The organism is Hominiventricola sp. (genome assembly GCF_057604405.1).
In genome coordinates this window covers 1-14,321 of the sequence record NZ_DBLYVB010000023.1, presented here as the reverse complement: position 1 = coordinate 14,321, position 14,321 = coordinate 1, and the positions used below count along the sequence as shown (strand labels likewise).

The 14,321-nt window shown below is 48.0% G+C and carries 13 protein-coding genes; all 13 read right to left on the bottom strand.

Going from position 1 to position 14,321, the window contains the following annotated elements:
• Positions 1-487 precede the first annotated feature (487 nt).
• The 13 genes from rpiB to rho all read right to left on the bottom strand — a co-directional run bounded on the left by rpiB (position 488) and on the right by rho (position 14,162).
• A complete protein-coding gene (gene rpiB / locus ACZMB2_RS11770) occupies positions 488-940 on the bottom strand; it encodes a ribose 5-phosphate isomerase B (RefSeq protein WP_487596886.1) in 453 nt (150 codons plus the stop codon).
• Positions 941-1,044: 104 nt separating this feature from the next.
• Positions 1,045-3,129 carry a glutamine synthetase III family protein gene (locus ACZMB2_RS11765; RefSeq protein WP_487596885.1) on the bottom strand — a complete coding sequence of 695 codons (2,085 nt, stop codon included), beginning with the start codon at positions 3,127-3,129 and terminating at the stop codon, positions 1,045-1,047.
• Between the two features lie 201 nt (positions 3,130-3,330).
• On the bottom strand, positions 3,331-4,215 hold the full coding sequence (locus ACZMB2_RS11760) for a diacylglycerol/lipid kinase family protein (RefSeq protein ID WP_308458505.1): 885 nt from the start codon (positions 4,213-4,215) through the stop codon (positions 3,331-3,333).
• Complete coding sequence (locus ACZMB2_RS11755) at positions 4,215-4,715, bottom strand: COG2426 family protein (protein WP_487596884.1); 501 nt, start codon at positions 4,713-4,715, stop codon at positions 4,215-4,217. Before ACZMB2_RS11755 ends, ACZMB2_RS11760 begins: the two co-directional genes overlap by 1 nt.
• 31 nt (positions 4,716-4,746) lie before the next feature.
• Entirely contained in the window at positions 4,747-5,808 is a 1,062-nt protein-coding gene (gene hisC, locus ACZMB2_RS11750) for a histidinol-phosphate transaminase (RefSeq protein ID WP_118770580.1), read from the bottom strand.
• A 7-nt stretch (positions 5,809-5,815) separates the two neighbouring features.
• Positions 5,816-6,715: a DUF2156 domain-containing protein gene (locus ACZMB2_RS11745; protein ID WP_487596883.1), complete on the bottom strand. Its 900-nt coding sequence runs from the start codon at positions 6,713-6,715 to the stop codon at positions 5,816-5,818.
• A 2-nt stretch (positions 6,716-6,717) separates the two neighbouring features.
• Positions 6,718-7,635, bottom strand: a complete 918-nt coding sequence (locus tag ACZMB2_RS11740; RefSeq protein ID WP_487596882.1) for a nucleotidyltransferase family protein — start codon at positions 7,633-7,635, stop codon at positions 6,718-6,720.
• Positions 7,636-7,661: 26 nt separating this feature from the next.
• On the bottom strand, positions 7,662-8,996 hold the full coding sequence (gene glmM / locus ACZMB2_RS11735; protein ID WP_487596881.1) for a phosphoglucosamine mutase: 1,335 nt from the start codon (positions 8,994-8,996) through the stop codon (positions 7,662-7,664).
• Between the two features lie 362 nt (positions 8,997-9,358).
• Positions 9,359-10,429, bottom strand: a complete 1,071-nt coding sequence (gene prfA / locus ACZMB2_RS11730; RefSeq protein ID WP_487596880.1) for a peptide chain release factor 1 — start codon at positions 10,427-10,429, stop codon at positions 9,359-9,361.
• A 15-nt stretch (positions 10,430-10,444) separates the two neighbouring features.
• Positions 10,445-11,302, bottom strand: a complete 858-nt coding sequence (prmC, locus tag ACZMB2_RS11725; protein WP_487596879.1) for a peptide chain release factor N(5)-glutamine methyltransferase — start codon at positions 11,300-11,302, stop codon at positions 10,445-10,447.
• A complete protein-coding gene (locus tag ACZMB2_RS11720) occupies positions 11,299-12,336 on the bottom strand; it encodes a DUF1385 domain-containing protein (protein ID WP_487596878.1) in 1,038 nt (345 codons plus the stop codon). Before ACZMB2_RS11720 ends, prmC begins: the two co-directional genes overlap by 4 nt.
• 119 nt (positions 12,337-12,455) lie before the next feature.
• Positions 12,456-12,656, bottom strand: coding sequence for a 50S ribosomal protein L31 (gene rpmE / locus ACZMB2_RS11715; protein WP_487596877.1), 201 nt, complete (start codon positions 12,654-12,656; stop codon positions 12,456-12,458).
• Between the two features lie 177 nt (positions 12,657-12,833).
• A complete protein-coding gene (gene rho, locus ACZMB2_RS11710) occupies positions 12,834-14,162 on the bottom strand; it encodes a transcription termination factor Rho (protein ID WP_487596899.1) in 1,329 nt (442 codons plus the stop codon).
• Positions 14,163-14,321: the final 159 nt, after the last annotated feature.

The following is a 14,321-nucleotide window of genomic DNA, read 5'->3' as shown; positions in this document are numbered from 1 at the left end:
TTGCGTTGATAGCCGGCGTCGTTCGCGGCGAAATCTCGCCCGCTTGGGTACATGTACTCCGTGCAAGCTTAAAAATCCAATCTGCTCCTGATATCTGGGATCTTGAGGGTTTTATGTCGCTTGCGCAGAGGCAGTTGGGCAGATAGATCTGTTCTATGGCACTGGCACCCATTAAGGAAAGAATTGTTGGGTGTACAGAGAAGTTCTATGGCTATCTGCCCGGTCTCCTTCTGAAAGCACCATATAATGGCTAAAAAGGCGGTTTCAAAGCGCCTAGCCAATCACCATCGGGCGGCAGGGAAAATCTCAGCTCTATATATCCAAACAAGTTCAGAACACATAATGCAGAAAATCCAAAAGGCCTCTCGTTCTTCAGTACCTTCTTAAATTGCCTGATTCTCTGTTTATGGTTCTCTGCTCATGGTTCTCTGTTCAAAAAAATATCGGGGCAGTTCCTGTATAGGAACTGCCCCGGCATTTACTCTTCTTATTTATTGTATTTTTTCTCGATCTCGATAATCTTCTGTACACGCTCTGCATGTCTTCCGCCTTCGAATTTGGCACCAAAGAATGCATCCAGAATCTTCTTTGCCAGTTCATCTCCTACGACACGGGCGCCGAATGCAATGATCTGTGCGTTATTGTGTCTCACGGTCATCTCTGCGGAGTAGGGCTCGCTGCAGACTGCTGCACGGATACCCGGCACTTTGTTTGCTGCCAGAGAGATACCGATACCGGTTCCGCAGATCAGAACACCTTTCTCTACTTCACCAGCTATAATTGCTTCCGCTACTTTCTGTCCCTGATCCGGATAATCTACACGGACAGATGCATCATATGCACCATAGTCTACACACTCATACCCCTTCTCGGTCATGTACTCCATCAGTTCTTTTTTCAGATTAATTGCTGTATGATCGCAGCCAAATCCAACCTTCATCTTCGTTCCTCCTCATGGAAAATCTCTCAATGAAGTTATTATAGCAGTTATCTGAGCAAATGAAAACCCCCGGCGTTGCAACACCGGGAGTTTGCAATATTCTTTTAGACCTCGAACATCAGCTCGCCATAGGTCGGTACCGGCCAGTACTCGCTGTCCACGATCGTCTCCAGCTCATCAATCGGAGCTCTCAGAGCTGCCATAGCCGGAAGTACGGTGTCGTGATATTCTTTTGCGGTCTCAGCGGCATCGGTCACTTTCTTCAGTTCATCCAGCGCTTTCTGCGCATCTGCAAGAAGGGAGCTTGCTCTTACCAGAATGGTCTGCTGAGCAGAAGTATCCGCCTGAGCATAAGCACTCTTAACGGTGTTCATGGAAGAAGCCACGCTGTTGACAAATGCAATCACGGACGGAATATACAGCTTGGATGCCATATCGATCATGGTACGTGCCTCGATGTTGATGAGACCTGCATACTCTTCCAGCTTGATCTCTTTTCTTGCTTCCAGCTCTCTTGCGGAGAGAACACCCAGTTTCTCGAACATCTCGATGGTGGAGGGCTCTACGTAAGCCGGGATGGCATCTACGATACTCTTTACATTCGGAAGACCTCTCTTGGCAGCTTCTTCTACCCACTCATCGGAATAGCCGTTGCCGTTGAAGACAATGTCTTTGTTCTCTTTCATGGTCTTGTAAATGTAATCAATGACAGCCTTTTCAAAGTCCTCTGCGCCTTCCAGAGCGTCGCATGCTTTGTTGAAGGACTCAGCCATCATGGAGTTCATAACGGTATTTGCATCACCGATGGATACGGAGGAAGCTACCATACGGAACTCAAAACGGTTGCCTGTAAAAGCAAAAGGTGAAGTACGGTTTCTGTCGGTCGGGTCTTTCGGCAGTACCGGAAGGGTGCTGACACCAAGATCCAGGGTCTCAACAGTTGCACAGGGCAGCTTTTCGAAGGGAACGCCTGCTACGATGGCATCTACGATCTCGCCCAGCTGATCGCCCATATAGATAGAGATGATTGCTGGCGGTGCCTCGTTGGCTCCCAGTCTGTGATCGTTACCGGTGTTGGATGCCGCTGCACGTAAGAGCAGGGAATGTTTCTTCACTGCTTCCATCAGGCATGCCAGCACTAACAGGAACTGCAGGTTCTTGTTGGGCTCTTTGCCCGGTTTGAACAGGTTCACACCATTGTCGGTACCCAGGGACCAGTTGTTGTGTTTACCGGAACCATTGACACCTGCGAAGGGTTTTTCATGAAGCAGGCAGGCCAGCCCATGTTTGGTAGCAGTGCTCTTCAATACATCCATTACCAGGAAGTTGCTGTCCAGTGCTGCATCAGCCGGAGCAAAGATCGGTGCAATCTCATGTTGTCCCGGAGCCACCTCGTTGTGCTGGGTCTTTACGGTGATACCCAGCTTCCACAGCTGCTCATCCACATCTGCCATGAAGTCTGCAATCTTGGTCTTCAGCGGTCCGAAGTACTGGTCTTCCATCTCCTGTCCTTTCGGTGCCGGTGCTCCGAAAAGAGTACGTCCTGCATAGATCAGATCCGGGCGCTCCAGATATTTTTCACGGTTTACAATGAAATATTCCTGCTCAGGTCCCACATAAGCCCGCACTTTCTTTGCTTCGGTATTACCGAACATTTTTACGAAACGAACACCTGCTTTGCTCACTGCATCACATGCTTTCAGGAGCGGAGTCTTAGTATCCAGAGACTCACCGGTGTATGCACAGAATGCAGTCGGAATACAGAGGATGCCGTCTTTTACATAAGCCGGTGATCCCACATCCCATGCAGTATATCCTCTTGCCGCACAGGTGGCACGCAGTCCACCGGAGGGGAAAGAAGAGGCATCCGGCTCGCCCATCAGCAGGTCCTTACCGGAAAAGCTGTTCTCAATCTTGCCGCCCTTCGGGATATCAGCAAAGGAATCATGTTTTTCAGCACCGATGCTGACAATGTAGGGCTGAAAAATATGGGTATAATGGGTAGCACCCTTCTCGATTGCCCATTCCTTCATGGCTTTTGCCACAATGTCCGCAAGCTCCAGAGTAACGTCTCCGCCCTCTTCCATCAGTTTTACCATCTGCTTGTAGGTCACTTCCGGCAGACGCTCTTTCATGACTGCCTCGTTGAATACGTCCTGACCAAATACCTCAGCCACATTTACGCTCATACTTTTTCTCCATCCTTTCCCTTGGTACTGGCAAAGTAACAAAAAAAGACGCTCCTCCCTTATGGGTGGAACGCCTTTGTTCTCTCAATATTGCTTATTCTGTTCTTCGCCGGAAAAACTTTTGTTTTCCCTTTGTTGTATACAAAAATACACGATAAACTTAAAAAATGCAAGTGTTTTTCTTTTTTTCGTTAATTTTTTCTAATTTCCGGTACGGATCAGCAAGGCCTTCTGGTGATTTTTTATGACCACATCCGCATAATTGCCACCATATTCCCCGTCCAGTGTCCAGGGAATCAGCTGTTCCGCAAAAATCTCCAGATTTGCCGTGCAGAAAGATACCATATACTTAGAATCCATCTCTTTTAAGACGATGGCTGCCAGAATCTCCTGGACTTCCAAAGGTGTCTTCGGTGTCCGCACAAAGGTCACTTCAAAGACACCGTCATCAAAGCGCACGTGCCGCCCGATAATGTTTTTGAAGCCTCCTACGGAACGGGAATTGGTGACCATTCCAAAGATAAAATCCCCCTCCCCCTCATATTCCGCGCTTTTCAGCCGGACATGATAGGAGGGAATATTGGTCAGCCGCTTTACACCTTCTAAGAGGTATGCCATATTTCCCAGCACATTTTTCACATCCTGGCTGGTGGAGTAGGCTACATCCGTAAAAATACCGAAGGCCGCAATATAGACGAAATGCGAACCGTTAAAGGATCCCACATCACAAATAAAATCATTTCCATGAACAGCCACTTCTGCTGCATGGGCCATATTGCGCGGAATCTTCAGGCTCCGGGCAAAATCGTTGACCGTACCGGATGGGATGTAGCCCAGAGGCAGTTTTTTCTTTCGCCGCATCATCCCTTCCACCACTTCATCCATGGTGCCGTCGCCGCCGCTGCAGACTACCAAATCATAGGTATCCGAAAGTTCTGCCACCACCGCTGTAGCGTCTTTGGGTGCACGGGTGGGATGAACGGTGATCTCATAACCTGCCTCAGAAAATACATTGATAATATCAAACAGCTTATTTCTGATCTGCCCTCTGCCGGACATGGGATTATACACGAAAAACAGTTTCATCAGTGAAGAATCGCCCCCAGAAGTCCATAGGATACTACGGACATAATAAACGATGCAAGTAAGATTCCCAGCACCACCGCCGGAAATGCTTTCTTAAACTTCATACCAAGGAGAGCAGCTAAAAGAGAGCCGGTCCACGCGCCGGTGCCCGGCAGGGGAATGCCTACAAACAGAACCAGTCCCCAGAACTCATACTTTTCTACCTGTTCTCTTTTACTAAGCGCCCGGTTTTCCATCTTTTCCACCATGGGGCGGAAGGTCTTCGTCTGTTTCAGCCAGTTGAAAATGGGTGTAATCAGAAGAAGAATGAATGGTACCGGGATCAGATTACCTACGATGCAGATCCACAGGGCTCTGACAATATCAATATTCAGTACGGATGCCGCCAGAAGGCCTCCGCGGAGCTCCAGAATCGGGATCATGGAGATAATAAAGACAATCACTTCACGGGAAGCTTTTCCGCTCAATGCCCCGATTACTGCAGACATCAGTGTTTCCATATAAAAATTTCCTTTCTAGTATGTATCGGCTTTACGCTTTTCCCATGTACTGGCGGAGGAATGCATAGAGCGCCTCCATCTGCCCGTCGGTTCCGATGGATACCCTCAGGTAATTATCGATTCTGGGCTGGGCAAAATAGCGTACATAAATGCCCTCTTCCCGGAGCGCCTGAAACAAGTCTTTCGCCTGATACTCCGGATGGGTGATAAATAAAAAGTTTGCCTTGGAATCCGGGAAGGAGAATCCGAGCTTTGCAAGCTCTACTTTTGCATTTTCCCGGGTCTTCTTAATTTTATCCGTAGTCTCCTGGAAATATGCCTCATCTTTTACCGCAGCCACACCGCAGCTTAATGCAGTCTGGTCCATGGTATAGGAATTGAAGGAATATTTCACATCATTTAAGTATTTGATGAGTACCGGATTCCCGATGGCAAAGCCAATCCGCATGCCGGCCAGGGAACGGGATTTGGAGAAGGTCTGAACAACCAGCAGGTTCTCATATTTCTCCACCAGTTTCAACGCGGACTCCGCACCGAAATCCACATAGGCCTCATCCACAATGACCACTACATCCGGGTTATGGCGAATGATCTCTTCCACATCCTCAAGACCCATGGCAAGGGCCGTCGGGGCATTGGGATTCGGGAACACGATACCGCCGTTCTCCCGGTAATAGTCTTCTTTGCAGATGGTAAAATCATCTTTTAACGCCACCTTTTCAAAAGGAATCCGGAATTCCTCCGCCCATACCGGATAGAAGGAATAGGTAATATCCGGGAAAAGGATGGGCTTCTCAGAATTAAAGAAGGTCATGAAGGCCATAGCCAGCACATCGTCGGAACCCACTCCCACGAATACCTGGGACGGATCTACCTGATAACGCTCTGCCAGTGCATTCACCAGCACAGATGCAGCCGGGTCCGGATAACGCCGGAGGGCATCCCCATCCGGTGCCGTCATTGCTTTTAAGACGCCCGGTGCCGGCGGATATGGATTCTCATTGGTATTCAGTTTGATCATGCCCGGCCGGTTCGGCTGTTCTCCCGGTGTATAGGGGGTCACTTTCCGGACGTTCTCCTCCCATTTGCTCATCTTTTTTTCACTCTCCTTTTAATGTCACAATGCCTTTTTCTACCATAAAAACAGGCCGGTAGGAAAGCTTCGCTGTACGAAGTCCTTCATCTCCCGTGTCTTCCTCCCGGTTGACATAAGTGTAATCTTTCACCTCATGCTCCAGGAACTGCTGATTGATCATGGTATAGGCACCTCTGATATCTGCATAAGCCTTCTCAATGTGTACCACGAAGGTATCGTCGCTCACCGGCTCTCCCAGCGTATAGGCAACCACTTTGCCATTCACACGCAGAAGTCCGCCTTTTAAATGCAGTTCTTTAAATAACCGCAGGGAATTCAGTGCCACACACATCTCCTGATTTTTCTCAGGGTCATCCTCACAGCCATTATGATTTCTCCAGGACAATGCCATCTGAAAACACTCTTCCACATTTTCATCCGTGATCGTCTCGTATTTCCAGTCCGGATAAGCGGCTTTGAACTGATTCAGATGGTTTTTCTTTCCATGGTATTTCTTGCCGGAGAGATTGATGAGCTTCTCTGTCTCATAGACATAGTCCTCCAGATCTCTCGGCCATTCCACATTAAATTTTCCCGGAAAATAGCTTTCCAGTTCTTCCATCTCTCCCTTGCTCACTGCATGGAGCTGGAAGGGATAGCCTTTTTCCTTCGCATCCTCCATGAGCATTTCGACTACTTTTTTGCGGTCTCCTGCTCCGATCGGATAGGTATAGGAGTAGGCGCCTTCCTGTCCTGTACGGAAGACAGCTGTTCCTTCGATCTCTGCCCACCCTTCATTATAGAAGCGTGCCCAGAGATATACATTTGCAAAGGTCCGCTCACATCCGTGGAGCTTGCGTTCCGCCAGATGTTTGAGAATCGTATCCCGATCCTCCAATGCAGGCCTCTTAAATATGATATCCATATTTAATCAAACAACCTTTCTTTGTATATACCGGCATCGATCAGTGCTTTAAAGGACTCTACTACCAGCGGCTTGTCCTCTTTGTAGGTAACACCGAACCATTTATCTTTGGATTCCAGCACGGTGACATTCGCCCTGCCGCTGCGGATCAGCTGGTCCACAACCGTCGGAATGAGGTACTCACCCTTCATCGGATCTGCAAGATTGCCAAGAAACTCTGCAAATCCATGCTCCAGAACATCAAAAATCTCCGTGGAGAATCCCCACATGTTCATGGATACCGGGCAGGATGCCTCCAGCGGAGTGAGGCTGCCGTCTTCTCCCTGAACCGCTGCTCCCTCCGGGGTCTTTACAATATTCTTGGTCTCAGTAACCTTGGTCAGATGCTGTGCATTATCCACGCTGCATACGCCTCTGGTCACACCGCCGTTCTCACTCAAAGTATTTCCCAGATGGAAGCCCGCCATGCAGAATTCCATGCGGTCACTTGCCGGATGCTCTTCTACAAGGTAGTCATGTACTTTTACAAATGCTTCTTTTCCATAGTAATCGTCTGCATTGATGACTGCAAAAGGTTCTTTGACAATATCCTTGCAGGCAAGGATCGCCTGGCCGGTTCCCCAGGGTTTGGTTCTTCCTTCCGGCTTGGTAAAGCCGGCCGGAAGTTCATCTACCTCCTGAAATGCATAGGCAGTCTCTACGATCTTCTCCATGCGGTTGCCGATCACTTCGCGGAAATCTTTCTCCAGGTCTTTTCTGATAATAAATACCACTTTATTAAATCCAGCTTCCAACGCATCATAAATGGAATAATCCATGATGATCTCGCCGGACGGTCCTACCGGCTCCAGCTGCTTGATGCCGCCGCCAAAACGACTGCCAATACCTGCTGCCATCACAACCAGTGTTGTCTTCTTCATATTTCACTATCCTCCAAATATATCCCTTACATAATACGTTTCATTGTATCGATCACTTTGCCTACATACTCCTTGCAGAGTTCCTGGGTCGTAGCCTCTACCATAACACGCAGCAGCGGCTCCGTACCGCTTTCACGCACGAGAATCCGTCCGTCGCTTCCCAGTGCCTCGGTAACTTCTGCAATGGCTTTCTTTACTTCCGGATGCTCCAGAACTGCCTTCTTATCCGTCACGCGCAGGTTCTCCAGCAGCTGCGGATAGATCTGTACCTCGGAAGTCAATGTACCAAGGGTGGTCTTCTTCTCCAGCAGTACTTCCATGATCTTTAAGGAAGTCAGAATACCGTCACCGGTGGTTGCGTGTTTGCTGAAGATAATATGACCAGACTGCTCGCCGCCAAGGCGGTAGCCATTCTCCATCATATTTTCAAATACATATTTATCACCGACTTTGGTCTGCTGATAATGAAGACCGATTTTGTCGCATGCTTTGTAAAGGCCGATGTTGGACATGACGGTGGTTACAATCATGTCGTCTTTCAGCTGTCCGATCTCTTTTAAATATTTACCGCATACGTAAAGGATCAGGTCACCATCTACCACGTTGCCGTGCTCGTCAACGGCCAGGCAGCGGTCTGCATCTCCGTCGTAAGCAAATCCGACATCCAGTCCTTTTTCCTTCACAAATGCCTGCAGACTCTCGATATGGGTGGAACCGCAGTCTTTGTTAATATTGGTTCCGTCCGGCTCATTGTGAATGACATAGGTCTTCGCCCCCAGTGCATCGAAAACGCTCTTCGCGATAGCGGATGCACTTCCGTTGGAACAGTCAAGTCCGACTCTCATGGTCTTGAAAGATCTGGTCGGCAGTGAAATAAGATAACCGATATAACGGTTTCTGCCTGCTGCGAAATCTACCGTTCTTCCGATGTTCTCTCGGGTGGCAAATGGAATCTCCCCGGTCTTGCCATCGATATAATCCTCGATCTTCTGCTCAACCTCTGCTTCCAGTTTGTAGCCGCTGCCATTGATGATCTTAATTCCGTTGTCATAGAATGGGTTATGGCTGGCGGAAATCATGATACCGCAGTCAAATCCTTCCGTACGTACCACATAGGATACACTCGGCGTGGTGGTTACATGCAGAAGATATACATCTGCACCTGATGCAGTCAGTCCTGCAACCAGGGAATACTCAAACATATAGCTGGATCTTCGGGTATCTTTTCCGATGACTACCTGTGCTTTGTGATCCTGTCCGTAATACCATCCCAAAAAGCGTCCTACTTTGTATGCATGCTCTACTGTCAGGTTCACGTTTGCTTCACCGCGGAAGCCGTCGGTTCCAAAATATTTTCCCATATTTTTCTCCTTACTATCCCTTAACTTCATGAATATTTGACATTTTCGCAACTATTCAGACCCCATGTGCATGGCTCTGAATAATTGACATATAGATTCACTTTATTATATGCAATGAGTCGACTTTTTTCAACTTAAAAAACTATAAAATGTCTCCTCCGGTATCTCCGCTTGACACAACAGACTGTGAAGCGGAACTGCGGACGTTCCTTTTCACAGTCTGTCGTATCTACGCACGAACGCTCACCTCAACTCCGCTTTGCTGCGTTTCGGTGTTCGTTTAACTCACATATAAGGGCACGAAAGATGAGACCCGCAAGTAAACTTGCTGTCTCATCTTTCATGCTCTTATGCGTTCGTGCTTATTCGTTCATTTTCGCCAACTTCGCTGCCTGGTCGGCTGCGATGCAGGCATCAATAATCTCCTGAATATCGCCGTTCATAATCTTATCAAGCTTGTACAATGTCAGATTAATACGATGATCCGTTACACGTCCCTGGGGGAAGTTATAGGTACGGATCTTCTCGGAACGATCTCCGGTACCGATCTGGCTTCTTCTGGCCTCTGCCTCTGCGTCGTGGGCTTTCTGGCACTCGATATCGTAAAGTTTTGCTCTTAAGAGGGCAAATGCTTTTGCCTTATTCTGCAGCTGGGATTTTTCGGTCTGGCTGTATACCACGATTCCGGTCGGGTAGTGGGTCAGACGTACTGCGGAGTCAGTGGTGTTGACACACTGTCCACCGTTACCGGATGCACGCATTACGTCGATACGGATATCCTTTTCATCAATCTGTACATCCACTTCCTCTGCCTCCGGCATCACTGCTACGGTGATGGTGGAGGTATGGATTCTTCCGCCGGACTCGGTCTCCGGTACACGCTGTACACGGTGTACACCGGACTCGTATTTCATGACAGAATAAGCACCCTGTCCGTTGATCATGAAGGTTACACTCTTCATGCCGCCGATACCGATCTCATCAGACTCCATTACTTCTACTTTCCATCTTCTGGACTCTGCATAGTGTACGTACATACGGAAAATCTCTGCTGCGAAGAGGGCTGCCTCGTCTCCTCCTGCACCTGCACGAATCTCCACGATAACGTTCTTGTCATCATTCGGGTCTTTCGGAAGAAGGAGAATCTTCAGTTCTTTCTCCAGCTCCACGATTCTTTTCTTTGCCTCGGAAAGCTCTTCCTTCAGCATCTCCCGCATTTCCTCGTCGGATTCGCTCTCCAGCATGGAAACGCTCTCTTCCTCTGTCTCCTGACACTTTTTATACTCTGTATAGGCCGTTACCAGCGGCTGCAGATCGGATTGTTCCTTCATGAGCTTCCGGAACCGGTTCTGATCATTTACCACAGACGGCTCTGTCAGTTCGTTGGTAATCTCTTCATACCGTCTTACCAGGTCTTCCAGTTTATCAAACATGTCTTTCCTCCATTACTATTGCGCCTTGCAAGTTCCATATACGACCCGGTCAAGGCCTGCCAGGTCCTGTATTACATGAATATTTTCAAAATCCTTCTCCATCAGCTGACTGACGGATGCTCCCTGATCATATCCGATCTCAAAGAAAAGCATGCCTTTCGGAGCCAGATATGCAGGGCTTTTTTCTATCATAATACGGTAAAAATCAAGACCATCCGTGCCACCATCCAGCGCCATCATAGGTTCATGATCTTTTACCTCCTCGGAAAGTGTCGTAATGACTTCCGAAGCAATATAAGGTGGATTGGATACAATCATATCATATGTGCCATTTACCCGTTCAAACAGGTCGCTCTGCAAAAGTGCTGTTGTCTGCTCAAGCCCCAGATTTTTCCGGTTCTCCTGTGCAATCTTCAGTGCTTTTTCTGACAAATCCACGCCGGTTCCGGTAACTTTTCTGCAGCCCTTTAATTCTGCTGCCAGTTTGACAATACTCAGCAAAATACAGCCGGATCCGGTACACATGTCAAGAAGCTTCATTCCGGAATGCACATATTTCAATGCTTCTTCCACCAGCACTTCCGTATCCTGTCTTGGCACCAGCACATCTTCCGATACCTGGAAATCCAGTCCCATGAACTCCTGATGTCCCGTCAGATGCTGCAATGGAATATGAGATGCGCGCTTATCAATCTGTTCCAGGTAACGGGTCTTCTCTTCTTCTGAAACTGCTTTGCCAGAATCCACCAGATACCGGGTTCTGGTTACTTCTAATGTTTCTTCCAGCAAATACCAGGCATCCATTTTCCAATCTTCAATTCCTGCAGTCTGAAGCACATGCTCCCCTTCTGCCAGTAATTCCCGAAGCGTCAATCTTCCATCTCCTCGGCACTGCCATGCAAGGTACTGTCCAGACTTGGAACTTCCACAGCTTCTGTATCGGAAGCGAGAACCGGAATTTCTACATCCTGTACTTCCTCAGCCGGATATCCAAGAAATGCTTTCCAGTCAAAGACCGCTTCCACTGCGGCAATGGCCACTTCAATCATATCATCATCCGGTTCTTTGGTCGTCAGCTTCTGCATCGCTTTTCCCGGAAGACTTAACAGCTTCACCAGAGGATTCTCACTTCTTCCGGCCAGACGGATGAACTCATAAGATACACCCGCGATCACCGGAACCAGCAGGATACGAAACAGCACCCGCAGGGCCGGGGATTCCACCCGGATAAAAATAAAGAAAATGATACTGATGATCATAACAATAAACAGGAAACTGGTACCACAGCGGGCATGATACCGGGAACTTTTCCGCACATTCCGTACATTCAGCTCTCTTCCCCGTTCAATGCAGTTGATGCATTTATGTTCTGCGCCGTGATACATATAAGTCCGCTTAATATCCTTCATACAGGAAATAAGCACCACATACAGGGTAAACAGTCCCAGACGGATGACACCCTCCACAATAGCCAGCAGTGTGTTGGACACAATGTATTTACGGAAGAATCCGGAAATCACATAGGGCAGAACCATGAAAATGGCTACCGCCATAAAGATGGAAAATGCCACCGTGCAGCCCATAACCACTTTTTCCGCTTTTTCTTTGAATACATCTGTCAGGAGTTTTTCCAGTCTGCCCGGCTCCTGATCCTGCTCCTCGTCCTCGTAAAAACTTGCAGAATAACTTAAGCTCTCCATGCCAAGGATCAGAGAATCTATAAAATTTACCATACCCCGGATCAGCGGCAGCTTTGCCCACGGCTTGTCCGCAGCAATTCCTTTGTACACTTCTGTGTGTACTTCGATCTGTCCGTCCGGTTTTCTTACGGCCACAGAGTATTTCTCTTTATTTTTCATCATGATGCCTTCCAGCACCGCCTGGCCGCCAATTCCTGATGGTCTCAATTTTTCACGTCCTTTTACATAACTATTACGGTATCATTTTCAGAGCCAATTCGCATGACTCTGAATAATTCAAAAACGGGTTGAGATTAATCATAACCTCAACCCTGATTTCCGCAATCTTATTTAATACCGTATTTGCGATTGAACTTATCGATACGTCCGCGAGCTGCTGCTGCTTTCTGCTGTCCAGTGTAGAACGGATGGCATTTGGAGCAAATCTCAACGTGGATATCGGATTTGGTAGAACCTGTTACGAAAGTGTTTCCACAGTTGCAGGTTACAGTTGCCTGATAGTAGTTCGGATGGATTCCTTCTCTCATTGTTTTCACCTCTTCTTATTATTCGTGAACTTCCAGCTGTCGCTGATTCCCGGTCAATGCCGCTCCGATGTTTCCACGGCAAGATACCCCGGGCTATCCCTGCAAGTCCCTACAGGTATTTACTTACATTAGCCTTATGATTATAGCACACCATATATCATCATGCAAGATCTTCTTTTAGAAAAATCTTGTCTTTTTGGCGTTCTGCGCGAATTCTTCGTTATTCTTGGTTTTCGCAAAGAGATTTAAGATGGTTTCTACCGCATCATCTGCTTTCATACCATTTAATGCCTTGCGGATATTATCCATGGCCTGCTGCTCCTCGGAATTCAGAAGCAGATCTTCTCTTCTGGTACCGGACTTCGGAATGTCGATGGCCGGGAACACTCTCTTCTCAGACAGCTTTCTGTCCAGAACCAGCTCCATATTGCCAGTACTCTTGAATTCCTCATATACAACATCGTCCATCTTGCTCCCGGTATCTACCAGTGCCGTTGCCAGAATCGTCAGGCTGCCGCCCTCTCTCATATTTCTGGCTGCACCGAAGAAACGCTTCGGCATGTGAAGAGCTGCCGGATCAAGACCGCCGGAGAGGGTTCTTCCGCTGGGCGGAACGGTGAGGTTGTAGGCCCGGGCCAGTCTTGTGATACTATCCAGAAGAATGGCCACGTCACGTCCGGACTCTACCAGACGTTTTGCACGTTCAATCACCATCTCGGAAATTCTCTTGTGGCGCTCTGCCAGTTCGTCGAAGGTGGAGTATACGACTTCTACATTTTTACCGGAAATCGCTTCTTTTACATCGGTAACCTCCTCCGGACGTTCATCAATCAACAGAATGATAAGATACATCTCCGGATTATTGGTCGTAATGGATTTCGCTACATCCTTTAAGAGGGTTGTCTTACCTGCCTTTGGCGGGGAAACAATCATACCTCTTTGTCCTTTACCGATGGGGGCGATCTCATCCACAATACGGACTGCCATGCTGCCGCCTTCCCGCTCGAGACGAATTCTCTCATTGGGGAAAATAGGAGTCAGGTCTTCAAAATTGGGTCTCTTTGCATTCACATCCGGAGCCAGTCCATTGACGTCCTTCAGATACAGAAGGGCACTGAACTTTTCCCGCTCGGTTTTTACTTTTGTATTGCCGGTCACAATATCTCCGGTCTTCAGGTTAAAGCGGCGGATTTGCGCCGGTGATACATAGACGTCATGGTCGCCCGGCAGATAGTGGTCACTTCTGATAAATCCAAATCCATCGGACATGACTTCCAATACGCCAGTGATCGTCTGTCCGCTGTCCAGCTGTTCCAGGTCGGAAACGCTTTTTCCGGTCTCTGCCGCCTGGGTTTTTACTCTTTCCGCCGCTGCTGCTTTTTCATCTGCTTCCAGCATTGCATCAATCACAGCTTCTTTCCGCATGGTGGACGTTCCTTTGATTCCTCTGTTTTTCGCCACGTCACGCAGTATTGCCAGTGAAAGTGATTCGTACTTTTCTCTCATATCTCCTGCCATAAATTCCTCCTGTTATATTCCCTGTGTATTCATGTTCTGTTTTTCTACGGGAAAGCCTCTATCTGATCTGATGCGGCTGTCTAAACGAATTGCTTCTATATATTTTCTCAGAATCGTGGTTTCGCACTAGGTGCTGTTATTAAGATC